The organism is Mycolicibacterium pyrenivorans (assembly GCF_025821625.1).
GTDB lineage: Bacteria > Actinomycetota > Actinomycetes > Mycobacteriales > Mycobacteriaceae > Mycobacterium > Mycobacterium pyrenivorans.
Genome location: NZ_JACKSH010000050.1, coordinates 4,096 through 27,861 on the forward strand (window position 1 = coordinate 4,096; position 23,766 = coordinate 27,861).

The following is a 23,766-nucleotide window of genomic DNA, read 5'->3' on the forward strand; positions in this document are numbered from 1 at the left end:
GCACCGCTCAACGCGTTCGAGATCGCCTTCCCGCAACGACTCACTCCAGGCCGAAAGTAACACTACGACAACCAGTTACACCGTTAACTTGACAGTCTCTCGACAAGGTGCACGCCGCCATCGAGGTCCGACCCGTGGAAGCAGGGGACCCGCAGTAGGAACCTGGAGCGCCGCCCGGGCGTTGGGTGACTATGGCAATGCGGCTGTTCCTGGTCTACGCGGTGGTCGAACTGGCCGTCCTGGTGGCGCTGGCATCGACGATCGGCTTCGGATGGACCGTGCTGCTGGTGGCGGGAACGTTCCTGGTCGGCCTCGCGCTGGCAGGCTCACAGGTGCGCCGCCACTTCCGGCGGCTGCGGTCCGGGTTGACCGCGTCCACTGCTCAAGGGGCGGTCACCGACAGCGTGCTCGTCGCCCTCGGTACGGTGCTCGTCGTGATACCAGGCCTGGCCAGCTCCGTTCTCGGCGCGCTGCTGTTGCTGCCGCCCACCCGTGCGGTCGCACGCCCGATGGTCACCGCGATGGCGGCCCGGCGTGCGCCGTTGATCGTCGGTGTCAGCACCGTCGGCAGTGCCGCGGCGGGCGCCCGGAGGGGTTACGACCCTCAACCCGGGCGCGGTGACTACATCGACGGGGAGGTCCTGGACGTCACCGACGTCACCGATGTGACGCCCGTCGACCAGCCCCGACTTCCGGAGTGACCGCCACCACCCTTCTGCTCAACGGACGGGTGCACAGCCCGGCCATGCCCGATGCGACCGCGATGGCGGTACGGGACGGGGTCGTCGCCTGGCTCGGCAGCGACGACGTCGGCCGCGCACAGTTCCCCGACGCGGAGGTGACCGACCTCGCCGGTGCGTTCGTCGCCCCGGCGTTCGTCGACAGCCATGTCCACATCACCGCGACCGGGCTGACGCTGACAGGGCTCGACCTGCGCAACGCGACGTCGCCGCGGCACTGTCTCGACCTGCTCGGCGCGTTCGCGCGGGCCCATCCCGACGGCGTGATCTGGGCACACGGCTGGGACGAGTCGGGATGGCCGGGTCGCACGGCGCCGAGCAGAGCCGATGTGGATGCCGTCGTGGGCGACCGGCCCGCGTATCTGGCCCGTGTCGACGTGCACTCGGCGATCGCATCGACAGCGCTGCGGCGCTGCGCCACCGGGCTCGACAGGGCCGCAGGCTTCGACGACCAGGGACCGCTGACCGCCGACGCGCACCACCTGGTGCGCCGGGCCGCCCGCGACGGTCTGTCCGCCGGGCAGCGCCGGGACGCCCGGCAGGCCGCGCTCGATGCGGCAGCCGCCTCGGGTATCGCGGCTGTCCACGAGTGCGCCGGTCCGGAGATCGGCGGCCTTGACGACTGGCGCGAACTCCACGCCCTCCACCATGGCGTCGAGGTCATCGGGTACTGGGGTGAACACGTCACCACCGCCGAACAGGCACGTGACCTGATCGCGGACACCGACGCCCGCGGGCTGGCCGGTGACCTGTTCGTCGACGGTGCGCTGGGCTCGCGCACCGCATGGCTGCACGAGCCCTACACGGACGCGCCCGAGCGCTGCGTGGCGCCGACCGGCAACCGCTACCTGACCGGCGACGAGATCACCGCCCATCTGGCGGCGTGCACCGAGGCGGGCATTACCGCGGGCTTTCACGTGATCGGTGACGCGGCCGTCTCGGCCGTGGTGGCAGCGCTGGAGACCGTCGTGGAGCGCTTCGGCCGGGTCGCCGTGGCGGCGTTGGGCCACCGCCTGGAGCACCTGGAGATGGTGACCGCCGAGCAGGCAGCCAAGCTCGGCAGCTGGGGCGTCATCGCCGGTGTGCAACCCAACTTCGATGCGTTGTGGGGCGGTGAGACCGGCATGTACGCGCAACGCCTCGGTGTCGAGCGGGCCCGTGGGTTGAACCCGTTTGCGCTGTTAGCATCCCAAGGCGTGCCACTCGCCTTCGGCTCCGACACCCCGGTGACCGACATGAACCCGTGGGCCACGGTCCGCGCGGCGACGACACACCGCACTCCCGGCAGCGCCATCTCGGCGCGGGCGGCGTTCGCGGCCGCCACCCGCGGGGCGTGGCGCGCCTGCGGGGTCCGTGACGGCGTGACGGGCACCCTCGTTCCCGGCGCGCCGGCCTCCTACGCGATCTGGGAGGCCTTCGGGGGAGAAGATGCGTTCGATGTCAGCGCCCCCGCCGACGCGGTGCAGCGGTGGTCCACCGATCCGCGCTCCCGGGTGCCGGTGCTGCCCCGCCTCGATGGCCGTCTCCCGCGGTGTCGGCAGACCGTGCACCGAGGTGCGGTCATCCATGGCTGACGTCGACCTCGAATCCGACCGTGGCGACGCCACGGGACCGAACACCGCGTCGCGGTCGCGGCTCGAGCGCCTCGGCCGGGCTCTGCTGGACCGATTGCCCGTGCTGTCGGTGACGATCGTCGCCGGACTGGCATTGTGTGTCAGCTTCCCGCCGTTCGGCTGGTGGTACGCGGCGATCCTGGCGTTCGCACTGCTGGGCTGGGTGCTGACCCGGCCCGCTACGACGGCCGCAGGGGGGTTGGGTTACGGCCTGCTGTTCGGCCTGGTCTTCTACGTGCCGTTGTTGCCGTGGATCAGCGGGCTGGTCGGAGCGCTGCCGTGGCTGGCTCTGAGCTTGACCGAAGCGCTGTTCCCGGCGCTGTTCGGACTGGTCGCGGCGCTCGTTCGCCGGCTACCCGGCTGGCCGCTGTGGTTCGCGGGACTGTGGTCGGCCCAGGAGTGGCTCAAGGCGACGGTGCCTTTCGGCGGCTTCCCGTGGGGTGTGGTGGGGTTCTCCCAGACCGAAAGCCCGGTGCTGCCGCTGGCCTCCCTCGGGGGGGCGCCGCTGGTGTCGTTCGCGGTGGTGTTGCTCGGGTTCAGCGTGGCGGCGATGACCTTGGAGGTCATCCGTTGGTGGCGGGGTGATGCCGCGGCCCGCGCCGCTGCGCCGCCCGCGGTCGTGCTTCCCGGCCTGTGCATCAGCCTGGTGCTGTTGTCGACGGCGCTCGCGTGGCCCGACGTCCGCAAGGCCGGTGCGGGCGCAGGCGACGACCCGCTGGTCACGGTCGCGGCGGTGCAGGGCAATGTGCCGCGCCTGGGCCTGGAGTTCAACGCCCAACGGCGCGCGGTCCTCGACAACCACGTGCGCGAGACGTTGCGGCTGGCCGAGGACGTGCGGGCGGGCCGCGCACCGCAACCGATGTTCGTCATCTGGCCGGAGAACTCCTCGGACATCGACCCGTTGGTCAATCCGGATGCCGGCCAGCAGATCGCGACTGCTGCCGCGGCGATCGACGCGCCCATCCTGGTCGGCGGTGTGGTCGCCGCCCCGGGTCACTCGAGGGACAACCCGGTGTCGACCAACTCGGTGATCGTCTGGAACCCCGAGACCGGACCGGCGGACCGCCACGACAAGCAGATCGTGCAGCCTTTCGGGGAGTACCTGCCTTTCAGAAGCTTCTTCAGTCGCCTGTCGCCCTACGCGGACCGGGCCGGCTATTTCATCCCGGGTCAGGGCAGCGGTGTGGTGCGCGCCGCCGGTGTGCCGGTCGGAATCACCACCTGCTGGGAGGTCATCTTCGACCGCGCGGCGCGGGAATCGGTGCGCAACGGCGCCCAGGTCTTGTCGGTGCCGTCCAACAACGCCACCTTCGACGAGGCGATGAGCGAGCAGCAGCTGGCGTTCGGCAGGCTGCGCGCGGTCGAGCACGACCGTTATGTGGTCGTCGCCGGCACCGTCGGGATCAGCGCCGTCATCGCTCCCGACGGTCGCGAGCTGGCCCGCACCGGGTTCTTCGAGCCGGCCTACCTCGACCAGCAGATCCGCCTGAAGACCGCACTGACACCGGCCACCCGCTTCGGCCCGATCGTCGAGGCCGTCCTCGTCGGCATCGGTCTCGCGGGTCTGCTCGGCGCGATACTGCACAATGGATCATTCGTGCCCGCAAGATCGAGGGGTCGGCGATCGACGACCGACGACGGCAAAGGAGCCACATGAGCGCCTCCGGTGGCATGCCCGCTGAGCGTCCCAGCGACCGCACGCTGGTCATCATCCCCACCTACAACGAGCGCGAGAACATCCCGCTCATCGTTGGCCGGGTGCACGCGGCGGCGCCCGACGTCCACGTCCTCATCGTCGACGACGGCAGCCCCGACGGCACCGGGGAGCTCGCCGACGAGCTCGCCTTCGCCGACCCGGACCGCGTCCACGTGATGCACCGAACTTCGAAGGAAGGCCTCGGCGCGGCGTACCTCGCGGGCTTCGCGTGGGGTCTGAACCGCGAGTACTCGGTGCTGGTCGAGATGGATGCCGACGGCAGCCACGCGCCCGAGGAGCTGCACCGCCTTCTGGACGCCATCGACGCAGGCGCGGACGTGGTGATCGGCTCGCGCTATGTCGACGGCGGCGCAGTGCGCAACTGGCCGCGGCGCCGGCTCGTCCTGTCCCGCACCGCGAACGGGTACTCGCGCATCCTGCTCGGCGTCGACATCCACGACATCACCGCCGGCTACCGCGCCTACCGACGCGAAGTGCTGGAGAAGATCGATCTCGCCGCGGTCGATTCGAAGGGCTACGGATTCCAGGTGGACCTGACGTGGCGCTCGATCAACGCCGGATTCACCGTCGTCGAGGTGCCGATCACGTTCGCCGAACGCGAGCACGGAGTCTCGAAGATGGATGGGTCCACCATCCGGGAGGCGATCGTCAAGGTCGCGCAGTGGGGCGTGCGGGCCCGTATCGACAGGGCACGCGGCTCAGCCCGTTGACCGGGCGCAGCTGAACCCAGGGCCGGCGGCGGTCAGCTGCCGCGGCGGCGCGTCTTGATGATGTCGAGCCGCTCCTTGAGCAACTCGTCGAGTTCCTCGACCGAACGCCGCTCCAACAGCATGTCCCAGTGGGTGCGCGGCGGCTTGACCTTCTTCGGTTCCGGGACGTCGCCCTCGATCAGGGTGCCTTCCAGACCGTTGCGGCACAGCCAGGTGCCGGGAATCTCGGCGTCGTCGGCGAACGGAACGTCGAACTCCTCGCCGTTGTCGGTGCGGTAGCGGGCGACCTGACGCGGCGCCAAGTCGTGGTTGCGGTCCGTCTCGTAGCTCACGGCTCCGAGGCGGCTGCCTCTCAAGACACGATCAGCCATCGTCAACTCCTCAATAAACGCAATTCGTCCGGGGTTTCAACGCAGAGGTCCCTCGTAGAGTTCCCGACGCGACCCCCCATGCTACCGGGATCGGGACGGCCCGCGGTTTACAGTCGGCTCGTGACCGCTGTGACGCCTCAGGCACCGCCCAGCGCTACCCGGACGCGGCCCCAGAGCTGCCGGTGGTGCGGCCGCGACGTCGCCGCCACCGGACTGGGCAGACGCAGGCAATACTGCAGGCAATCCTGCCGCCAGCGCGCCTACGAGCAGCGCGCCCTGATGAGAGGCACGGCCGTGCCGGACGACGCGGTGGTCCTCACCGCAGAGGAGGCCGCCCAACTGTCCGACCGGGTGTATCAGGTCAGGTGCGCCGCCGAGGACATGGCGACCGCGATCGAGGAAGGCGCGGACCGCGACGAGCTCCGCGAACTCTGCGACGCGCTGATGCAGGTGGCCCTGGCTGCAGACGGCTGGCGGTAGCGCCGGTCGGCGGTACGCTTAGCGCGATCTGTCCGCCTTCTACGGTCTTCGAGGGTTCTGGTGACTTGTGTCCAGCGCTGAGTCATCCCCGTCGTCATCCCCGTCCTCGCCGTCGGTGTGGCGGTGGGACGACTTCACCCTCGACACCGCCCGCTACGAGCTGCGTTCCGGTCAGACCGTGATCCGGGTCGAGCCCCAGGTGTTCGACGTGCTGACCCAGTTGATCACCAACCACGAGCGGTTCCTCAGCAAGGAGGAACTGTTCGACAGCGTCTGGGGCGGCCGGTTCGTCGGGGAGGCGGCACTGACGAGCCGCATCAAAGCCGCCAGGCGCGCACTCGGCGACGACGGCGAGTCCCAGCGCTACATCCGCACCGTGCGCGGGCGCGGCTACCAGTTCGTCGGCACCCTGCGCACGGAACCGCAACAGGCGCAGCAGGTGCAGGAGGCGCCCGCGACGCCCGAACCCGAACTGCCGCGCCAGCACATCGCGTTCTGCCGTGCGGCCGACGGTGTGCGTCTCGCCTATGCCGTCGCGGGCGACGGCCCCCCGCTGGTGCGTGCGGCGAACTGGATGACACATCTCGGCTACGACACCGAGAGCCCGGTGTGGCGACACTGGGTGCGCGATATGTCGATGCACCACAAGTTCATTCGCTACGACGAGCGCGGCTGCGGGCTTTCGGATTGGGACGCCGCGGATTTCACGTTCGAAGACTGGGTCGCCGACCTGGAATCGGTGGTCGAGGCGCTCGGGTTGGAGCGGTTCCCGCTGCTGGGTGTGTCCCAGGGCGGTGCGGTGGCAGTCGCGTACGCGGCCCGCCATCCGGAGCGGGTGTCCCGGCTGGTGCTGTCGGGGGCCTACGCGCGCGGCCGCTTGGTGCGGGCGTTGACCGACGATGAAAAGCGTGCTGCCGCACTTGATCTCGAGCTGGCACGGGTCGGCTGGGGGCGCGACGACCCGGCGTTCCGGCAGGTGTTCGCCGCCCAGTTCCTGCCCGACGGCACCCGCGCGGAGTGGGCGGCCTTCGACCAGTTGCAGCGGCGCACCACGTCCCCGGAGAACGCGGTGCGGTTCCTGGAACAGTTCGCGCGCATCGATGTTCGTGATCAGGCCGGCCAGGTGCAGTGCCCGACGTTGATCCTGCACTCCCGCGACGACCACCGTGTCCCGATGCGCTACGGCGAGGAGTTGGCGGCGCTGATCCCGGATTCGCACCTGGTGGCGCTGTCGAGCAACAATCACCTGCTGACGGCCACCGAGCCGGCGTGGCGCGTGTTCTGTGACGAGGTCGAGGCCTTCCTGGCGGGCTGAGCCGGCCGCACGGTCGATCTCCACACAATCTCCACGCAATCTTCATGCACCGACCTGCGCCCGCGTCCATGCTGCTCACATGAGAAAACACACCCGACCACTGCTCGTGGGGATCAGCGCGTTCGTCGCGTTGGGCACATTGTCCGGCTGCTCCGGCGGCTCATCGACCGAGGCGACATCACCGTCGCAGCCCGCGCCGACGACGTCGGCCGAGGCGCGGGTGCCCGAATCGGCGCGATACATGGCCGACATGGTCGCCGCCGACGGCAAGACGATGACGATCGGCATCAGCGTCGACGGCGCCGAGATCGCCGCGTACGCATGCAACGGAACCGACGACGAGGCGTGGTTCTTCGGCAACCAGACCGACGGCAAGATCGACGTCAAATCCAGGTTCCGCGACACCCTGCAGGCCGAGTTCGTCGACGGGGACACCGTGAGCGGTGAGGTCACGATGAACGAGGTCGACTACGACTTCACCGCCAACGCGGTGTCCGGCGTGGCCGGCATGTACACCGCCGAGTCCGACGGCGTCCGCGCCTCCTGGGTGGTGCGCCCCGACGGGACGGCGACGGGAGTTCAGTTCAGCGGGTTTCCCGAAGGCGAGCGCAACTTCGACCCGTTCAATCTGGACGGACTGACCGACTTCCAGGTCCGCGACGAAGTCCGCAACAAGCGCAGGCTCGGACCTGCGGGGCCGATCGAATTCCCGCAGGGCAGGCCGCAGTCGAGCATCAACGGAGTGCCGGTGTCACCGACGCTGGTCACCGGCACGTTCCGGCTGGGCTGAGGCGCCGGGTTCGTCTCACGGCGAACCAAACAACCTTCCGCGCCCGGTCGGGGGGTCGTAGCGACCCCCGACCTGGCCGCGCCACCGATGCAGGCCCCCACCGCGGCGACAGGCGGCTGGGCGCACCGCAAACGGGCGCTGATCCGGCTGGCATCCCCCGTCGCGCTCCAGGGGTTGTGGCCACCCGCACCTCGAAGAGGCGTCTTGGTTCGCCGAGGTCGTGTTGCCCATCCTGAAACGCAAAGGGGTCGCCTGACCGCACGATTGACGGTAAAGCTGAGGCGTGGAGGAATGGTTCGAACGCAGTCCGTTCGTCGGGTTCGTCCCGTGGATCATCTACTGGGTCGTCGCCGACGGACCGAGCACATGGATGTTCGGGGCGGTCTGCGCGGTGATCGCCACACTGATCATGGGGGTTTCCGCCGGCTTCGGTGGGCTGCGACTGCTTGACATCGTCACGGTGGTGTTCTTCACGGGCGTGACGATCGCGGGGATGGTCGTGGGCGCTGCGGACCGCGACTGGATGGACACCTACGCAACCGCGCTGTCCAGTGGCGCCCTGGCGCTGATGGCGCTGGGTTCGTTGGCATTCGTCCCGTTCACTGCGCAGTACGCCCCGCCGTCCGCGCCGCGCGAGGAGTGGGAGGAAGCGGCGTTCCGTCGCACCAACCAGGTTCTGACGCTGATGTGGGCGTTGGTGTTCGCGCTCATCGCGGTCCTCGGCTACGTCGCCGTCGCGTCGCCGTCGACGGTCCACTGGACCAAGGCCGTGATCCCGGTGGTGGTGATTGTCGGTGCGATCGGCATGACGCAGACATACCCCCAGAGGGCGAAGGAGCAGGCGCGCCCCGAAGCCGCCTGAAGCGCTACTATCTGCGTATGAATGCAGATAACGAACTCTGCTCCCGGAGGCTGGCGGACGAACAGGCCGATCTCGTCGTCGAGGTCTTCCGGATGCTCGCCGACGCCACTCGCGTGCAGCTGCTGTGGGCTCTCGCCGATCGCGAGCTGTCGGTCAACGACCTGGCCGCACACGTGAAGAAGCCGGCACCGTCGGTGTCCCAGCACCTGGCGAAACTGCGGATGGCCCGGCTGGTGCGCACCCGGCGCGAGGGCACGCAGGTGTTCTACCGACTCGAGAACGACCATGTCCGCCAGCTCGTCACCGACGCCGTGTACAACGCCGAACATGCCGGCGGCGCCCCCGCCCATCACCTGGACGGCGGCACGCTGCGGGTGCTGCACGACGAGGTCCTGGGCTGATGAGCGACCATCACCATCACCGGACTCCGCACAGCCATGACCATGCCGATCGTGTCGATGCCGCCCTGCGTGACAGTCGGCACGGTATCCGCGCCGTCAAGACCAGCCTCGTCATCCTCGGCGTCACCGCGGTCGCGCAGCTGGCCATCGTCGCGGTGTCGGGTTCGGTTGCGCTCTTCGCCGACACCGTGCACAACTTCTCCGACGCGCTGACCGCCGTCCCGCTGTGGATCGCGTTCGCCATGAGCCGACGCGCGGCGACGTCGCGGTACACCTATGGTTTCGGCCGGGTCGAGGACCTCGCCGGCCTGTTCGTCCTCGCGATGATCGCGCTGTCCGCGGTGGTCGCCGCCGTCGAATCCGTCCGTCGGCTGATCGATCCCGTCCCGTTGACGCATCTGGCATGGGTGGCAGCCGCCGGGGTGATCGGGTTCATCGGGAACGAAGCGGTCGCCCTGTACCGCATCCGCGTCGGGAAGCGCATCGGTTCAGCCGCGCTTCGGGCCGACGGGATGCACGCTCGCGCCGACGGACTGACGTCGCTGGCCGTGGTCGGCGGAGCAGCCGGCACCGCGATGGGGTTCCCCGCCGCCGACCCGATCATCGGGTTGCTCATCGCCGGTGCCATCGGCATCGTGCTCGTGGCCGCCGCCCGCGACGTGTTCGGAAGGTTGCTCGACCGTGTCGACCCCGGCCTCGTCGAGACCGCCCGGTGCGTATTGGCCGGACGGCCCGGGGTCCGGTCCGTCCGGCGGGTCAGGATGCGCTGGGTAGGCCATCGGCTCGAGGCGGACGCTGAACTCGACATCGACCCGGAACTGAGTCTCCGCGACGCACACTCGGTGGCACACGACGCCGAACACGAACTCGCACACGCCATTCCGAAGCTGGCCTCAGCAGTCGTCCACGCCTACCCGGGCCATGAGTCCGCGCTCAGCAGCTGAACGTGGGCCCAGCCCCCTGCGCAGGGGTCACCGGCTGCAGGCAGCCGAACGGCACGACCGCGGCGGCGCTGATCCACGCCGCGGTGCGATGCGCGTAGTTCACACAGAGCAGGCCCGCGGCGTCACTGCGGCACCGGTAGTCACCGAATGCCAGCGACTGGCCTTCGGTGAGGCGTGCGCCGATGCCCTTGACGAACGGGCCGGGATCTCCGTGCAGGGAGCCCACCTGCATGCTGGCCCCGGGGTAATCGATCCAGCCCGCTTTCCACTCGCCCTCGACCCCCTCGGGGCGGGGCGCGGGGGCGTCGATATCGAGCAGACAGATCAGGCCGCCGCTGCTGAAGGCCTCATCGGTGATGCACTGGGTCGTGCCGCCAGAGGCCCCGGAAGGTGCGGTGAACGCGATGTCGTCACCGAGCCTGGTGGTGACGCCGTCGAGGTAGGCCTCGTGATACGCGTCCGGGTCGGCGGGCGAGCCCGCCTCGGTCCACGCGATCACCTCGTCGATCGGAGCGCCCTCGCCCGGCGGTGCGCCCGCCGCGGGGGAGGGTCGCGGTGGCACGTCGGTTGTCGCCGTGGTGCTGCTCGGCGGCGCCGACAGCGGTGCGCTTGATCGTTCGGCCTCGCCGCCCACCGACTGCGAGCAGGCCGCCACCAACGCAGTGACCGCTATCAGGCCCGCTATTCGCATCCCGTCAGGCTAACGGCCCGACACGCATTACCTGGCCAGGCAGGGCGGGCAACAGTTCGCTACCGTCGTCAGATGCACGAGGAAACCGTTCGGGTGAAGAGCGCTTCGGGCACTGTCGAGGGTTTCGTGCGCGACGGCGTGAACCGCTGGCGATCGATTCCGTACGCTCGCCCACCGGTCGGCCCGTTGCGCTACCGCGCGCCCCAACCGGTGCAGCCCTGGCCCGGCGTGCGGTACTGCCACGGCTTCGGGTCGTGCGCGCCGCAGCAGCGTATGTACACGATGCTGGCGCCCGGTAAGTACCAGCCGATGAGCGAGGACTGTCTGACACTCAACGTGGTCGCGCCGAAGCGCGCCTCGGCCGGCGACGCGCTGCCCGTCATGGTCTTCATCCATGGTGGCGGATACATGCTGGGCAGCTCGGCGACGCCGATCTACGACGGTGCGTCACTGGCCCGCAAGGGATGCGTCTACATCTCGGTCAACTACCGGCTCGGGGCGCTGGGGTGCCTGGAGCTGTCCTCGTTGTCGAGCGCCGACGTCACCATCGACGACAATCTGTTCCTGCGCGATCTCGTGATGGCGCTGCGCTGGGTGCGTGACAACGTGGCGGCGTTCGGCGGTGACCCGGACAATGTGACGATCTTCGGCGAAAGCGCCGGTGCGCACGCCGTCGCCACACTGATGGCCACCCCAGACGCCAAAGGTCTATTCGCGCAGGCAATCTCGCAGAGCCCGGGTAGCGGAATGATCAGCAGCGCCGACATCGCCGCCGACTACGCCGCACGGTTCGCCAGACAGTTCGGAGCGAAGGGACATGAGGCGGCGCGCACGCTGATGACCGTGCGGCCGGCCGAACTCGTCGACGCGCTCGACCGGCTCGTCGTCGAGGGGCAGCGCGACATGGTCGGCGCTTTCGCGATCGGGCCGACGTACGGGACCCCCTACCTGCCCGAGGATCCCATCGAGGCGATGCACAGCGGCAACGCCCACCGCGTGCCGCTCATCGTCGGCACCAACGCCGACGAGGGGCGCCTGTTCACCCGTTTCCTGAAGTTGCTGCCCACCAATGAGAAGGCCATCGAGCGGTTGCTCGCACACGTGGAACCCGATGCGCGTGAACGGATTCTGGCCGCCTACCCCGAGTACCCGCACCCGGACGAGTGTGTGCGGTTCGGCGGCGACTTCATCTTCGGATCCGCGGTGTGGCAGATCGCCCAGGCCCACTCGGCGCATGCCCCGACGCATGTGTACCGCTACGACTACGCGACACGGGCGCTGCGCTGGTCCGGCATGGGCGCCACCCATGCCACCGAACTCCTCGCGATATTCGACGTGTACCGGTCTCGGTTCGGCAGACTGCTAGCCGCGGGTATCGATTCGCGGACGGCTCTGAAGGTGTCCGACGACGTCCAGAGACGATGGCTGAACTTCGCGGAGAACGGGGCGCCGGGCCACGACTGGCCGCAGTACCGTCGCGACAGGCGTGCGGTCCTGGTGCTCGACCGCCGTCGCCGCGTCGAGCACGATCCGCATGCCGAGCGTCGGATGGCCTGGGAGGACTTCTTCGTTGCGGCTCGCTGACGCCGACCGGCTTGGCCAATCGCTGTGCCACCCGCCGGGGGATGTGATTGCGTTAGCGCGTGTCGCAGCCCAGTGATCCGCAGCGGGGGGATGAGTTCCCCCTCGACCCGCTCAGCGCCGCCGAATTCACCACGGTCGCATCGATCCTGCGCCGCGAGTACGGCGTGGCGGCGGCGCCCGCGACCGCGGGCGATCTGGGGTGGCGCTTCGCTTCGATCGAGCTGACCGAACCGTCCAAGATCGAACTTGCCGCGTTCGAGGGCGGTGGACCGCGGCCGCCGCGCCGGGCGGAGGTCATCTGCTTCAACCGGACCGACAACGCCACCTACAAAGGCGTGGTGTCACTGACCGACGAGCGGGTCGAGGTGTTCGAGCAGATCCCCGGCGTGCAGGCGAACTTCACCGTCGACGAGTTCCTGGAGTGCGATCAGTTGTTGCGGTCGCACCCCGACGTCGTCGCCGCGTTGGCCGGCCGGGGGATCACCGACGTGGATCTGGTGTTCTTCGACACCTGGACCTACGGGGCGGCGGTGGCTCCGCCCGAGTTCCGGGACCGAAGGATCGGCTGGTCGGACAGCTGGGTCAAGGCCGCGCCGGGAGCCAACCCGTACGCCCGGTTGCTCAGTGGCCTGCACTGCGTCGTCGACCTGAACACGATGCAACTGCTGCGGGTCGAAGACGACGGTCCGTTCGCCGCCGGTGGGGTGTCGGCCCCTGAGGTCATGGGTGAGTACGTGCCGGGCCACATCCCCGAGCGCATCCGCGGGGCGACACGTCGAGAACCTCTCAAGCCGCTGCAGATCAGCCAGCCGGAGGGCCCGTCGTTCACCGTCGACGGCAACCTGGTGCGCTGGCAGAACTGGTCCCTGCGGGTCGGGTTCAACCACCGCGAGGGGATGACGCTTCACACTGTGCGCTACCGCGACGGTGGCCGCGCCAGGTCTGTCGCGCACCGGATGTCGTTCGCGGAGATGGTGGTGCCCTACCGTGATCCGTCGCCGGACCACTACCGGCGCACCGCCTTCGACATCGGCGAGTGGGGTCTGGGATTCATGACGACCTCGCTGGAGCTCGGATGCGACTGTCTGGGCGAGATCCGTTATCTCGACGCGGTTCTGCACGACAGCAAGGGGGAGCCCTACACCATCACCGACGCGATCTGCATCCACGAGGAGGACAACGCCGTGCTGTGGAAGCACGTCGACCACGACACCGGCGCCGAGGTGCGCCGCATGCGCCGGCTCACTCTGTCGTTCCACGTCACGGTCGCCAACTACGAGTACCTGGTCTACTGGCGGCTGTATCAGGACGGCAACATCGAATGCGAGGTTCGCGCCACCGGCATCATGGTGACCACGCCGCTGCCGCCGGGGGCGGCCAATCCCAACGGCACGCTGGTCGACGAGCGCACGTACGCCCCGTTCCACCAACACTTCCTGATCGCCAGGCTCGACATGGACATCGACGGTAGCGACAACACGGTGTACGTGTCGGAGTCCTTCGCCGAGCCCATCGGCCCCGACAACCCGCATGGGCTGTCGATGGTGGTGAGTAACACCGCACTGCGCTCCGAGGGCGAGGCCAAGCAGGACGTGAACTTCGCGACGCAGCGCGCGTGGAAGATCGTCAACACCAACGTCGTCACCGGTCTGGGCGCCCATCCCTCCTACAAACTGATACCCGGTGGCGCCATTCCACCGATGTTCGAACCCGGTTCACCGGTGCTCGAACGCGCCCATGTCATCGGCCACACGCTGTGGGTCACCCCGAACAGGCCCGACGAACGTTGGCCTGCAGGGCAGTTCGTCAACCAGTCGCTTCGGGACACCGGACTGGGCCGGTGGACGGAAGCCGACCGGTCCATCGACAACACCGACGTCGTGCTGTGGTACGTGTTCGGAATCCATCACATCACCAGGCCGGAGGACTGGCCGGTGATGCCGGTCGACGTCGTGTCGTTCTGGCTCAAGCCCTTCGGGTTCTTCGACCGTAACCCCGCACTCGATGTCGTTGCCACACCGCCGGATTCCTGCCACACGCCGACGACCAGCACGCACCACTGACACCCATGGTCGTCAAATCGGTATTGCTGTTCGCGCTCGCCGCGATCCTCGAGATCGGGGGTGCCTGGCTGGTTTGGCAGGGTGTCCGCGAGCACCGCGGCTGGTTGTGGGTGGGCGCGGGGGTCATGGCGCTGGGCGCTTACGGATTCGTCGCGGCGTTTCAGCCGGACGCGCACTTCGGCAGGGTGCTGGCCGCCTACGGCGGGGTCTTCATCGCCGGATCGCTGCTCTGGGGGATGGTGGCCGACGGCTTCCGGCCGGACCGCTGGGACGTCCTCGGTGCGGCGGTGTCCCTGGTCGGCGTCGGGCTGATCATGTACGGCCCACGGTGAGCCTCAGCCGAGGCGGGCGCTGTCGTCGTCGAGATCGTCACGGCTCAGGCCCATCGGCGTGCCTGCGGGAACGTCGCCTCCGGCCACCACTTTCCTGGTGATCGGCGTCAGGACGCGGAAGAGGGTCTCCACCTCGTCGTCGCCGAGTACGTCGAGCACCCGCAGGGCGAGCCTGTCGGTGACGTCCTCGATGCGTTGCTTGAGCTCCCGGCCCGCGTGGGTGAGTGCGCCCGCGGCGTCGAGAAGCCCTCGACGCTGCAGCGCCCCACGATGGTGGTCCCACTGCGCATCGTCATAGTCGCGGCTGCGTTTGATCATCGCCTCGGGAACCCGGCCGGCCGCCGCGTGCAGCACGTTGCATTCGCGCCCGGACACCCCCTCGGTCATGAGCACCGCGACATGACCGTCACCGCGGTGTTCCCTCAGCAGGGTGGCCGCGTGCCACAGCCGGGCGAGCGGTTGTCGCGGCCATTCCAGCGCCCGGTTGGCGGCGAACAGGGCACGGCCGCCGATATCGGCGCTCCGTGCGGCCTTCGCCGCGAGCTCGGCGGCTCCATCGGCGTCCTCGTCGGTCACTCCGTAGCGGCGCAGCGCCGCTACGGCTGACTGCTCCCGCACCCGCAGGGCGTCAGACGGCGCGGCGATGTCCCACGCGCCGGGCAGAGCCTTGGCGACGCGTTCGGGGGTGAAGTTGTAGAACGCGGCGGAGACGACGTCGGCGGGCACCACCCCGAACGGAGCCGAGCGGGCGGCGAAATAACCCATCCAGAACCCCCGGTAGCCGAGCGCGTCGAGTTCCGATCGCGCTTCCGGTGCGAAGTAGGTGACGGCGTGAACGGGTTCGATGCGGTCGAAGAGGCGCCGGGCGAGGATGGGGGATCTGTCCACCTTCGCAGTCAATCATGCAGGGATCAGGGGTTCTGCGTGGGTCGCTCCGTGTCCTCGGCCACCGCCGCAGCTGCCTCGTCGATGATCGCGCGCATCGCCCGTTCCGCACCCGCCTCGTCCCCCAACCGGATCGCGCGTGCCACCTCGTCGTGCAGTTCGATGGCCACCGGGTTCGGCGTGGCAGGCATCATGCCGTGATGGGTTCGGCCGCTGAGCACCTCGGCCACCACACCGTTGAGCGCCCTGAACATCTCGTTGCCGCTGGCCTCGAGGAGCGTGCGGTGAAAGATCTTGTCGGCGAGCAGGTATGCCTCGAGATTTCCCGAGCGGCCGTGCACCACCATGTCCGACACCGCCGCCGCCATGACTCGGCAGTGCTGCGGATCTGCCCGCCGCGCCGCCAGCGCCGCGGCGGCGGGCTCGAACCCCTTGCGGAGTTCGGAAAGTGACAGCAGCAGGCCGGCACGGTCTCCCGACTCCAGGCGCCACCGAATCAGCCTGGGGTCGAACACATTCCACTGGTGTGCCGGCTGGATCGTGATGCCCACCCGGCGGCGGGACGCCACCATGCCCATCGACTCGAGCACCCGGATCGCTTCACGTGCGACGCTGCGGGACATGCCGTGTTCGGCGCTGACACCTTCGAGCGTGATCACCTGCCCGGCCGGGTACTCGCCGGACACGATGGCCGTGCCCAGCGCAGTCAGCAGGCTGTTGTGCAGAGCGCCGACTTGCGGTTCCGGTTGCACCCATACATCTTGTCATAGCGTTTGCTGGCCACGATAAAACCGATGTTTCCGTGACCGAGTTGCAATCGTATGATCTTTGGCCGGCGGCCCGGGGCGCTCAGCCCTTGACGACCTGCGTTCCGCCGGCGAATTCGTCGTGCTTGCCCTGCTTGGTGGGGCTGCCGTTGATGGTCACCGCGATGACCACGATGGCGACGACACCGAGCAGGCCGCCGATGAACGGCACTATCGGCAGCAGCGTCCACGAGTTACGGATGGCCGACTGCTGGACCGTCGGCTTGGCCGCTCCACCGGGTCCGCGCACACTCAGGCCCAGCAGCTTCTTGCCCAGCGTCCATCCCTGCGTCACCTCCATGCCCACGTAGTAGGCGAAGGTGATCACGCCGGTGAACAGACCGGTGATCCAGACGTTGGATGCCAGGCCGATCGCGTACACGATGATGCCGCCGACGATGCCGACGATCAGGCCGTCGATTATCCGCGCCGCGAAGCGCAGACCGAGCCCGCCCGGCACGACACCGCCCCATGGAGGCGGATAGGACCCCGGGTACCCGTACTGGCCGGGTTGCTGAGGCGGGGGCGGGGGTGGGTAGTCGCTCGTCATGTCGGTCCGCTCTCTTGTGCGAAGTCAGCGATGCGACCTCACCGTACCGAGTGACCCGATGCCACGGAAGGGATATGACCCGCAGCGACGAAAGCGTGACCCGGCGATCAGCGCCTGCGGTGCTTCTTCTTGACCTCGGCCTCCGCGGTGTCGGCGAGTGCGGCGGCGCGCACGCGCGCCAACTCCGCCCGCTCGCGAGCCAGCTCCGCCAACTCGGTGCTGCGTCCGCGTGCTGCCTCCGCGAGCTCAGGGGCACGATCGCGGGCGACCTCGGCAAGCTCGGAGCCGCGTCCCCGGGCGGCCACCGCCAGTTCGCCGCCCCGTTCGCGGGCGACTTCAGCCAGCTCGGCTCCGCGTTTGCGTGCCACCTCGGCCCATTCGCCGGCCAGCACGCCGCCGCGTTCGCGGGCCACCTCGGCGAGCTCGCCGCCGCGTTCCTGCGCGACGTGAGCGAGGTCGCGGCCGCGCTCGGCGCCGACGTGCAGGCCGTGGCCCACCTTCTCGGCGAGCGCGCTGTCGGTCAGTGTTCCCCCGGTGGCAGCGCCGACGGGCAGTGCCGACGCCACGGCACCGGACACCTTTCGTGCGGCGCGCCGTCCCCGCCAGCCGAGTGAGGGTTTGCCCTCGGTGTCGACGGCGGCGATGATCAGACCGCCGATCAGGCTGATGTCGGTGACGAAGGCGCGTCGTTCGTCGGCCTTGCGCTGCGGCTCAGACTCGTTCCAGAACGCATGTCCGCCAAGCGAACCCGGCACCACGCTCAATGCGAGAGCGGCTGAGGCCACCCGCGGGAGTTTGCCCGTCGCCAGGAGCAGGCCGCCGCCGATCTGCACTGCGGCGTTGACGCGCGCCACCGTCTCGGCGTTGGAAGGGACATTCGTACCGACCGGGTCGGGCAGCTTGCTGAGTTCCTCGAGTGTGTGGCGCGTGGCATCGGCCGCGGGTTTCGGGCTTCGCAGGGCTTCGACTCCGCGGGAGATGAATACCGCTGACAGCATGGGGCGAGCGACACGTCGGATCAACATGGGGCCTGTGTTCCCCGGGTCATCGCGCGGCAAACCCGGCGTATTTCAGCAGAACGACGCCCCCGCCTCGACCCTGCCATCACTCATCGCCGCGGTCCTCGGGGGACGCGGCCCGGGGCCGCGGCCACTGCGGGCGTCCGAGTGGCCCGCCGGGGCGCGGGCGCATCCTGTCCAGAACGGCACGCAGCGGTGACCAGCCGCTGCGGCCGCGCCGGGTGACGGCGTAGGCGGTGAGGATGACGTCGGGGTCCTGTAACGGCAGCACGGTGACCCCGGCCGCCGTGGGCCGGGCGATCGGCAGCAGGCCCACCCCGAAGCCCCCGACGATGAGATCCTCGACGAGATCGAGGCTGTCGATCTGGTGACCGATGGTCGGCGTGAAGCCGGCCAGCGACGCCAGGGCGCGAACCGCGGTCTCGTCGGCGGTGTTGCGCGAGTTGACGATCCATGTCGCATCGGCGAACGCGGCGATGTCATGTGCGGCCTGCGCGGCCGGCACACCGAGCCCCCACCGGATCGACCACAACGGGACCGCGTCGAGCACCGTTCCCGGCGACGCGGGCGCCAGGTTGTAGTCGTAGGTCAGCGCCAGGTCGAGATCGTCAGCGGTGAGCAGGGCGAACGCCTCGACTGGCTCGTACTCGCTGATGACCAGCTGCACCCTGGGATAGAGCGCTGCGAGGTCGGGCACGATCGGCAGCAGCGAAACCCGGATCCCGGTGGCGAAACCGCCGATGCGCACGGTGCCCGCCGGCTCGGCGTCTGGGTCGAGATCGAGACGTGCGCTGTCCACGGCGGCGAGGATGGTGACGGCATGGTCGGCGAGCCGCAGGCCCGCCGGGGTCAGCCGCACACGGCGACCTTCGGGCTCGATCAACTGGGTTCCGGTGTCGCGGGCCAGGGCCGCGATCTGCTGGGAGACCGTCGACGTGGTGAGATGGTGTGCCTCGGCGACTGCGCGCATCGACCCGAGCCGCGACAGAGCCAGCAACAGTTCAAGGCGGCGAGTGTCCACTTCAGGATTGTGCCCGCCACGCCGCCGGTAAGTTCGCGACATGACCGACCTGACCGTCACCGTCGCTGACGGCGTCGCGTTGTTGACGCTCGATCGGCCCGAGCGACGCAACGCCTACACCGCGTCGATGGGTGAGCAACTCGGCCGCGCCTACCGGCGCTGTGATGACGACGACGATGTGCGGGCGATCGTGCTCACGGGTGCGGGGGAGACGTTCTGCGCCGGCGCCGACTTCGCCGCGCCGACGCACCCCTTCGCGGCGGCGGCCGAGCGCGCCGAGTTCACGGCGTCGCCGATCGATCCGGCCGCCTTCGAGCTGCGGACACCGGTCATCGCGGCGGTGAACGGACACGCGATCGGCATCGGGCTGACGATCGCGCTCCAGGCAGACATCCGGATCATGGCGGCCGACGCGAAGTACGCGGTCGCCCAGGTGCGCCGCGGTGTCATACCCGACTGCATGTCCCATTGGACCTTGCCGCATCTGGTGGGCGGTGCGGTCGCCGCCGACCTCCTGCTGACCGGGCGGACCTTCGATGGCGCCGAGGCGGCGGCGATGGGCATCGCGACCCGCACCGTGCCCGCATCGGACGTCCTCGACCACGCGATGTCGGTGGCGGCCGACATCGCCGTCAACGTCGCCCCGATGTCGGCGGCGCTGAGCAAGAGACTGCTGTGGGACACCATGATCGGCGGCTACCGGCCGCGCGACGTCGCCGCCCTCGAGACCGAGTTGCACCAGCGGGTGATGGGCACGGCCGATGCCCGCGAGGGCGTCGCGGCGTTTCTCGAGCGCCGCGCGCCGCGCTGGAGTACGTCGGTGTCGCGGCAGTGGCAGCCCCTGCCCGACATGGAGTTCGCGATCACGACGCAGCATCCGGATGACTTGGGGGAAAAGGGCTAAGCCGGGGCTAAGCCCCCGGCCGCAATCGGGTGAGCGTCCGCGTTCGGCCGTTACGGGGCGGGAACGCTGCCGCAGGCCACGCCGGGAATGCAGCCACTGGCTCCGCCCGGGCCTGCGACGCCGCTCGGCCCGCCCGGGTACGGCCCCGCGTCTACCGTCCATGAATTCTGAACGGTATGTCCGCAATAATCGCGTGGACCGAAATGGTCAGGGTCCCGTTCAATACGCTGGTGACCAACGATCAGGCCCGCGCCGGCGCGCTCATGGCGGTGGGATCCATGGTGTGCGTCCAGTTCGGCCTGGCGATCGCCGTCACGCTGATCGACGAGATCGGCGTCGAGGGTGCAGCGTGGCTGAGACTGGCATGGGCGGGGATCCTGCTGCTGGTCATCGTCCGTCCGCGCCGTGTCGCCTTCATCTGCAGCAGCTTTCTGATGTGTGTGCTTCTCGGCATCGTCACCGCGGCGGTCACGCTGTTGTTCATGGCGGCGTTGGACCGCATCCCGCTCGGTACGGCGAGCGCGCTGGAATTCCTCGGGCCGCTCGGCGTCGCGATCGCCCGTGGCCACGGTCGGGGTCGCCTGCTGTGGCCTGGTGCGGCGGCGGTGGGAGTCGTGCTTCTCACCCAGCCGTGGAGCGGCACGGTCGACCCCGTCGGCGTCGCGTACGCGCTTGCGGCGGCGTGCTGCTGGGCGGGTTACATCCTGCTGACCCAGCGGGTGGGGGACGAGGTGGCCGGGATCAACGGTCTGGCGGTGTCGATGCCTGTCGCCGGGTTGATCGCCACCCTCACCGTCGGCCCCGCGGTCATCGACCGGATGACCCCGCAGATCCTGCTGATCGGTCTCGGCCTGGCGGTGCTCCTGCCGGTGGTGCCGTTCGCATTGGAGTTGCTTGCGCTCCGCCGGTTGACCACCGCGGCGTTCGGCACCCTGATGAGCCTCGAACCTGCGCTGGCGATGGTCGTCGGCCTGCTTGTGCTCCATCAGGTCCCCGGCGCTCTCGCGATCGCCGGCATCGGTTTCGTGGTGGCGGCCGGCGCCGGCGCGGCGCGCGCCGGGGCCCGCCCCCCGGTGCCGCTCGAAGTGGGCTGAGCGCATCCTTCGGTGCGCGGTTACTTTGGTTTCATGGCTCGCGGAATACTCAACTCGCGCATCGTCGGTGTCATCAACGGGGGCGCGTCGCGCCTGACGAAGGCGCCGGTGCTCGGCCTGGTGGTGCGCCGCAGCATGGTGGTCATCCGATACACCGGCCGCCGGTCGGGCGGGTCGTTCGAGACGCCGGTCAATTACCGGCGCTCAGGTGACGACGTCGTGATTCGGGTGATGACGCCGGATTCCAAGAATTGGTGGCGCAACTTCACCGAGGACGGTGGTCCGATCACCCTGGTCGATTTCGACGGCACGGACCGCGCCGGACACGCCGTCGCTCGCCGCGACCAGCGCGGACGGGTGACGGTCACGGTGCATCCCGACGCGTCCTAGCTGCCCGAGGGACCTTTGGCCATAAGAGGCGGTGGCCTGTTGCCCTTCCCGTCGTCGCGCCGGATGTGCCCATGATGGAGGCCCGACGGAAGGGTTGCTCATGAAGGCGAATGTTGGCGACTGGCTGGTGATGAAGGGCACGACGATCGATCAGGCTGACCACAGGGGGCTGATCACCGAGGTGCACTCGACCGACGGGTCGCCTCCGTATGTGGTGAGGTGGCTCGACAGCGACCATGTGGCGACGGTCTTTCCGGGCTCGGATGCCGTCGTCGTCACGGCAGCCGAGCAGGAGGCCGCCGACGAGCGGGCACGGCATCGGTTCGGAGCGGTGCAGTCGGCCATAGCGCACAGCAAGGCCGATAAGAGCAAGTAGGCGGTCTCCTGGCCGGGTGGGCCGGCAGACTTGCGGCTGCGATCGGCTCTAGTACGTCCCAACGTCTTGCTCGGGAGGAAGCGTGCCGGTCGCCTGGAAGACGACCCGCCTGCCGATCTCGACGGCATGGTCGGCGAACCGCTCGTAGAAGCGTCCGAGCAGCGCGACGTCGACGGCCGCCGGGACCCCGTGCTGCCACTGCCGATCCATCAGCTCACCGAAAAGCAGGCGGTGCAACTCGTCCATCGCATCGTCTTGTTGCCGAATGAAGGCGGCCTTGCCGGGATCGCGTGTCGTCACCACTTCCTGCGCGCTTTTCGCCAGTTCGACTGCGATCCGGCCCATTTCGGCGAAGTGGCCCTCGAACTCCGGCGGCAGCACATGCTGCGGATGTCGCTGCCGGACGATCTTGGCGACGTGTACGGCCAGCGCGCCCATCCGATCCACGTCACCGATGGATCGAATCCAGCTGACGATGCTGCGCAGTTCGCCCGCGACCGGCTGCTGCAGTGCGAGCAACGTGACGGCCCGCTCTTCCGCGCGGGTGCTCATCGCTGTGATCGTGGCGTAGTCGCCGATCACCTGCTCGGCTGCGTCGAGATCGGCGTGCAGGAGGGCCTGGGTTGCCCGCTCCATCGCGGCCCCGGCCCGACCGCACAACTGGCTCAGCAACGTGCCGAGCTCCGAAAGCTGTTCGTGGTAGCCAGTTCTCATTCGGACCGGCCTCCTCTCGTTGTCGGGGGTCCGGGTCTTTACTGGCGGGCCACGACCGGGCTCAAATGGCCGATGAACCAGTCGCACGCCAATGTCGCGACCTGTTCGAGCGTGCCGGGTTCCTCGAACAGATGCGTCGCACCGGGAACCACGCTGAGTTCGCACTTCCCGGGGATGGCCGCCTGTGCCTTGCGATTGAGGTCGAGGACCACTTCGTCCCGTCCGCCCACGATCAGCAACGTCGGAGCGACCACGTTCGCCAGTGAGCGGCCTGCGAGATCGGGACGGCCGCCGCGGGAGACGACCGCGCCCACCTCCGCTCGGGGATCGGCGGCCGCCACCAGCGCCGCACCCGCTCCGGTGCTTGCCCCGAAGTAGCCGACCGGAAGGGACGCAGTGTCGGGCTGGTGCGCCACCCACCGGGTGACGTCGACCAACCGTCCCGCGAGGAGTCCGATGTCGAAGACGTTGGCGCGGTCGCGTTCTTCGGCGCGGGTGAGCAAGTCGAACAACAGCGTCGCGAGGCCTGCGGCGTTCAGGACCTCGGCGACATACCGGTTGCGCGGGCTGTGCCGGCTGCTCCCGCTGCCGTGCGCGAAGATCACGATGCCCGTGGGGCGTTCGGGGATGGTCAGGTGCCCGGCCACGGTCACCGGCCCGGCCGCCACTTCGACTTCCTCGTCCCGCAGCGGCGGGTCGTCCGCGGCACCGGCCGCCGACGCAGAACCGTCCCTCGCCCGGTCGAGCAGTGCGACGACCTCGTCGTCGGAGGTCTGCGTGAAGTGGCGGTATCCCTGCCCGACGGCGGAGAAGAACGCGGGCGTCGTCAGGCAGACCACATCGTCGGCGTATCCGGCGAACGTCTCGACGAGATCGTCCGGGCCGATCGGCACCGCCAACACGACCCTGCTCGCACCGTGCGCGCGGGCCACCTGGCAGGCTGCCTTGGCGGTGGCTCCGGTGGCGATGCCGTCATCGACGATGACGGCGATCCGCCCCGTCAACGAGATTCGGTCGCGCCCGCGGCGGAAGCGTTCCGCGCGGCGGCGGAGTTCGGTTCGCTGCTCGCGTTCGACGGCGTCCATCGCGTCGGCGTCGAGGTAGGTCTCGCGCACGATGCGGTCGTTGAGCACCCGCACGTCACCCTCGCCGATGGCGCCGAAGGCGAGTTCGGGTTGAAACGGCACGCCGAGTTTGCGGACCACGAGCACGTCGAGGGGGGCGTGCAGCGCCGCGGCGACCTCGAACGCGACCGGCACACCGCCACGCGGCAGGCCGAGGACGACGATGTCCTGACCGCGGAGGGGCTCCAGACGCTGCGCCAACCGACGTCCAGCGTCGATACGGTCGTCGAAGGGTCTCATCAACCGAGTGTTCATCGAAGCGATGGGAGC

General features: G+C 69.2%; 26 protein-coding genes. 17 read left to right on the plus strand and 9 right to left on the minus strand.

From position 1 onward, the window contains the following. The first annotated feature begins 191 nt into the window (after window positions 1-191). From H7I57_RS06840 to H7I57_RS06855, 4 genes are read left to right on the plus strand one after another with little or no spacing between them, the layout of a single operon-like run. Window positions 192-701, plus strand: coding sequence for an FxsA family protein (locus H7I57_RS06840; protein WP_264022619.1), 510 nt, complete (start codon window positions 192-194; stop codon window positions 699-701). A gap of 44 nt (window positions 702-745) precedes the next feature. Then, the gene (locus H7I57_RS06845) at window positions 746-2,314 is read left to right on the plus strand and encodes an amidohydrolase (RefSeq protein WP_264022785.1); all 1,569 of its coding nucleotides are present in this window, start codon (window positions 746-748) and stop codon (window positions 2,312-2,314) included. Further along, window positions 2,307-4,010 carry an apolipoprotein N-acyltransferase gene (gene lnt / locus H7I57_RS06850; RefSeq protein ID WP_264022620.1) on the plus strand — a complete coding sequence of 568 codons (1,704 nt, stop codon included), beginning with the start codon at window positions 2,307-2,309 and terminating at the stop codon, window positions 4,008-4,010. Before H7I57_RS06845 ends, lnt begins: the two co-directional genes overlap by 8 nt. Continuing rightward, the gene (locus H7I57_RS06855; protein WP_264022621.1) at window positions 4,007-4,780 is read left to right on the plus strand and encodes a polyprenol monophosphomannose synthase; all 774 of its coding nucleotides are present in this window, start codon (window positions 4,007-4,009) and stop codon (window positions 4,778-4,780) included. The genes lnt and H7I57_RS06855 overlap by 4 nt, the downstream gene beginning before the upstream one ends. A 32-nt stretch (window positions 4,781-4,812) precedes the next feature. Here H7I57_RS06855 and rbpA read toward each other — a convergent pair whose 3' ends face one another. Further along, window positions 4,813-5,151 (minus strand): RNA polymerase-binding protein RbpA, encoded by a 339-nt coding sequence (rbpA, locus tag H7I57_RS06860; protein WP_264022623.1) that lies wholly within the window; start codon window positions 5,149-5,151, stop codon window positions 4,813-4,815. 129 nt (window positions 5,152-5,280) lie between these two features. Here rbpA and H7I57_RS06865 point away from each other — a divergent pair, with 129 nt between their 5' ends. From H7I57_RS06865 to H7I57_RS06890, 6 genes are all read left to right on the plus strand, one after another. Further along, window positions 5,281-5,631, plus strand: coding sequence for a hypothetical protein (locus tag H7I57_RS06865; protein ID WP_264022786.1), 351 nt, complete (start codon window positions 5,281-5,283; stop codon window positions 5,629-5,631). 67 nt (window positions 5,632-5,698) lie between these two features. After that, window positions 5,699-6,946 (plus strand): alpha/beta hydrolase, encoded by a 1,248-nt coding sequence (locus tag H7I57_RS06870; RefSeq protein ID WP_372510137.1) that lies wholly within the window; start codon window positions 5,699-5,701, stop codon window positions 6,944-6,946. Between the two features lie 79 nt (window positions 6,947-7,025). Continuing rightward, window positions 7,026-7,736 carry a hypothetical protein gene (locus H7I57_RS06875; RefSeq protein WP_264022624.1) on the plus strand — a complete coding sequence of 237 codons (711 nt, stop codon included), beginning with the start codon at window positions 7,026-7,028 and terminating at the stop codon, window positions 7,734-7,736. A 283-nt stretch (window positions 7,737-8,019) separates the two neighbouring features. Next, window positions 8,020-8,598, plus strand: a complete 579-nt coding sequence (locus H7I57_RS06880; protein ID WP_264022625.1) for a DUF3159 domain-containing protein — start codon at window positions 8,020-8,022, stop codon at window positions 8,596-8,598. Window positions 8,599-8,615: 17 nt separating this feature from the next. Next, on the plus strand, window positions 8,616-8,999 hold the full coding sequence (locus tag H7I57_RS06885) for an ArsR/SmtB family transcription factor (protein ID WP_264022626.1): 384 nt from the start codon (window positions 8,616-8,618) through the stop codon (window positions 8,997-8,999). Then, complete coding sequence (locus tag H7I57_RS06890; RefSeq protein WP_264022627.1) at window positions 8,999-9,943, plus strand: cation diffusion facilitator family transporter; 945 nt, start codon at window positions 8,999-9,001, stop codon at window positions 9,941-9,943. Before H7I57_RS06885 ends, H7I57_RS06890 begins: the two co-directional genes overlap by 1 nt. Here H7I57_RS06890 and H7I57_RS06895 read toward each other — a convergent pair. Beyond that, window positions 9,933-10,634 (minus strand): hypothetical protein, encoded by a 702-nt coding sequence (locus H7I57_RS06895; protein WP_264022629.1) that lies wholly within the window; start codon window positions 10,632-10,634, stop codon window positions 9,933-9,935. The two genes, H7I57_RS06890 and H7I57_RS06895, sit on opposite strands and share 11 nt — an antisense overlap. A gap of 72 nt (window positions 10,635-10,706) precedes the next feature. Here H7I57_RS06895 and H7I57_RS06900 point away from each other — a divergent pair, with 72 nt between their 5' ends. Genes H7I57_RS06900 through H7I57_RS06910 form a run of 3 tightly spaced genes read left to right on the plus strand, consistent with a single transcriptional unit; the run spans window position 10,707 to window position 14,613 of the window. Next, on the plus strand, window positions 10,707-12,218 hold the full coding sequence (locus H7I57_RS06900; RefSeq protein WP_264022630.1) for a carboxylesterase/lipase family protein: 1,512 nt from the start codon (window positions 10,707-10,709) through the stop codon (window positions 12,216-12,218). A gap of 59 nt (window positions 12,219-12,277) precedes the next feature. Next, window positions 12,278-14,281 carry a primary-amine oxidase gene (locus tag H7I57_RS06905; RefSeq protein ID WP_264022631.1) on the plus strand — a complete coding sequence of 668 codons (2,004 nt, stop codon included), beginning with the start codon at window positions 12,278-12,280 and terminating at the stop codon, window positions 14,279-14,281. 5 nt (window positions 14,282-14,286) lie between these two features. Continuing rightward, window positions 14,287-14,613, plus strand: coding sequence for a YnfA family protein (locus tag H7I57_RS06910; protein WP_264022632.1), 327 nt, complete (start codon window positions 14,287-14,289; stop codon window positions 14,611-14,613). Between the two features lie 3 nt (window positions 14,614-14,616). Here H7I57_RS06910 and H7I57_RS06915 read toward each other — a convergent pair whose 3' ends face one another. The 5 genes from H7I57_RS06915 to H7I57_RS06935 form a co-directional block, all read right to left on the minus strand. Further along, window positions 14,617-15,501 carry an SCO6745 family protein gene (locus H7I57_RS06915; protein ID WP_264022633.1) on the minus strand — a complete coding sequence of 295 codons (885 nt, stop codon included), beginning with the start codon at window positions 15,499-15,501 and terminating at the stop codon, window positions 14,617-14,619. A 23-nt stretch (window positions 15,502-15,524) separates the two neighbouring features. Further along, the gene (locus H7I57_RS06920; protein WP_264022634.1) at window positions 15,525-16,250 is read right to left on the minus strand and encodes a FadR/GntR family transcriptional regulator; all 726 of its coding nucleotides are present in this window, start codon (window positions 16,248-16,250) and stop codon (window positions 15,525-15,527) included. Window positions 16,251-16,347: 97 nt separating this feature from the next. Beyond that, window positions 16,348-16,854 carry an RDD family protein gene (locus H7I57_RS06925; protein ID WP_264022635.1) on the minus strand — a complete coding sequence of 169 codons (507 nt, stop codon included), beginning with the start codon at window positions 16,852-16,854 and terminating at the stop codon, window positions 16,348-16,350. A gap of 107 nt (window positions 16,855-16,961) precedes the next feature. Beyond that, entirely contained in the window at window positions 16,962-17,879 is a 918-nt protein-coding gene (locus tag H7I57_RS06930) for a DoxX family protein (protein ID WP_264022636.1), read from the minus strand. Between the two features lie 79 nt (window positions 17,880-17,958). Then, window positions 17,959-18,894, minus strand: a complete 936-nt coding sequence (locus H7I57_RS06935) for a LysR family transcriptional regulator (RefSeq protein WP_264022637.1) — start codon at window positions 18,892-18,894, stop codon at window positions 17,959-17,961. Window positions 18,895-18,934: 40 nt separating this feature from the next. Here H7I57_RS06935 and H7I57_RS06940 point away from each other — a divergent pair, with 40 nt between their 5' ends. The 4 genes from H7I57_RS06940 to H7I57_RS06955 all read left to right on the plus strand — a co-directional run bounded on the left by H7I57_RS06940 (window position 18,935) and on the right by H7I57_RS06955 (window position 21,658). Next, window positions 18,935-19,798: an enoyl-CoA hydratase/isomerase family protein gene (locus H7I57_RS06940; protein ID WP_264022638.1), complete on the plus strand. Its 864-nt coding sequence runs from the start codon at window positions 18,935-18,937 to the stop codon at window positions 19,796-19,798. A gap of 230 nt (window positions 19,799-20,028) precedes the next feature. Further along, window positions 20,029-20,892, plus strand: a complete 864-nt coding sequence (locus H7I57_RS06945) for an EamA family transporter (protein WP_264022639.1) — start codon at window positions 20,029-20,031, stop codon at window positions 20,890-20,892. Window positions 20,893-20,925: 33 nt separating this feature from the next. Next, window positions 20,926-21,282, plus strand: a complete 357-nt coding sequence (locus tag H7I57_RS06950; protein WP_264022640.1) for a hypothetical protein — start codon at window positions 20,926-20,928, stop codon at window positions 21,280-21,282. A 100-nt stretch (window positions 21,283-21,382) separates the two neighbouring features. Then, window positions 21,383-21,658 (plus strand): DUF1918 domain-containing protein, encoded by a 276-nt coding sequence (locus H7I57_RS06955; protein ID WP_264022641.1) that lies wholly within the window; start codon window positions 21,383-21,385, stop codon window positions 21,656-21,658. A 48-nt stretch (window positions 21,659-21,706) separates the two neighbouring features. Here the strand turns inward: H7I57_RS06955 and phoU are convergent, their stop codons facing one another. Further along, window positions 21,707-22,372, minus strand: coding sequence for a phosphate signaling complex protein PhoU (phoU, locus tag H7I57_RS06960; RefSeq protein WP_264022643.1), 666 nt, complete (start codon window positions 22,370-22,372; stop codon window positions 21,707-21,709). A gap of 38 nt (window positions 22,373-22,410) precedes the next feature. Then, window positions 22,411-23,736 (minus strand): phosphoribosyltransferase family protein, encoded by a 1,326-nt coding sequence (locus H7I57_RS06965; protein WP_264022644.1) that lies wholly within the window; start codon window positions 23,734-23,736, stop codon window positions 22,411-22,413. Between the last annotated feature and the right edge of the window lie 30 nt (window positions 23,737-23,766).